Source organism: Erwinia sp. B116, from assembly GCF_002865965.1.
Lineage (GTDB): Bacteria > Pseudomonadota > Gammaproteobacteria > Enterobacterales > Enterobacteriaceae > Erwinia.
Genome location: NZ_JRZZ01000009.1, coordinates 1 through 1,056, shown reverse-complemented (window position 1 = coordinate 1,056; position 1,056 = coordinate 1). Strand labels below are relative to the sequence as shown.

The following is a 1,056-nucleotide window of genomic DNA, read 5'->3' as shown; positions in this document are numbered from 1 at the left end:
CTGGCGGACGTCCGCCATCAGGGTCAGCTGGTCGATGGAGTCCGACAGGGTGGCGGCGTGGTTCCAGCGCAGGCCGTTGAGAAACGCCAGCCACGCCCCGGCAAAATCAGCGAAATAACGCGCCGTCAGCCGTTGTTTCAGCGCGTCGGGCGAGCCTGCCTGCTGCGGCTTTTGCCTGCCGTCGGTCAGCACCCAGTCCAGCTCGTCCCGGCGCGCTTTCACCACCTTTTCAATGGCCGGCTGAACGGCCTGCTCCCATGCCTGGCGGGTGAACATCCCGGGCACCACCTCTTCGCTGCTGAACAGCCGCGCGGCGTCGGTGTCCGCCACCATATCGCTCAGGCGCAGGTCGGCGTACTGGTGCGCCACCTGAGAGAGCATTTTCTGGTACAGCGTCGATTCGCTGTTACGCATGCCGGACAGGCGAACCAGCCGGGTGCGGGCCTGGCTCACGAGGCCTTCATCGGCCGCCAGGCGCCACTGCGGGTGCGCCGCCAGCTGCGCGCCATAAAACGAGAGCAGCGACGGGGCCACGCCCTGCCAGAGGCCGTCCTTCACGCCATCACGCGTCGGCCAGTGGTGCAGCAGCGCAGAGCTGAACCAGGCGGCGTCCATATGCTCCGGGCGTGCCAGCATCAGGTAGAGTTTCAGCCGTTCCCGGGTGGTTTTTGCCCTCTGCTCGCGCAGCGGGCTGCCCGGCGGCAGGGCATTAAAGGCGGTGATTTGGCTCTGCAGATGGTTCGCTGCCGCATCACGCAGCAGCGGTAAGGCGCCGTCCTGATAACGTGGCCAGAGTGTCGCCAGCAGGGCGTTATTCTGACTCAGCCCGGCCCGCTCATACCACGGCACGCCATGCTCAGAGCGGTACTGCAGGCGGGCCAGCGTTTTCTGCAACGCCAGCAGGGCGTGCAGGCGCTGCTCCAGCGGCTGCGTCTGCCGGGCGGCGAGCGCGGCCTGCTCCTGCGCATCCTGGATCACAGTGCGGTTGCTGATAAAGGAGAGCAGCATCCAGCCTGCCCACAGCACCATCAGCGCCGCGGTGGTGGGGAGCAGGAC

General features: G+C 67.0%; 1 protein-coding gene. It reads right to left on the bottom strand.

From position 1 onward, the window contains the following. Positions 1–1,056 (bottom strand): ImcF-related family protein (locus tag NV64_RS08785; protein ID WP_233208956.1); only part of this gene is annotated, 1,056 nt, incomplete at both ends.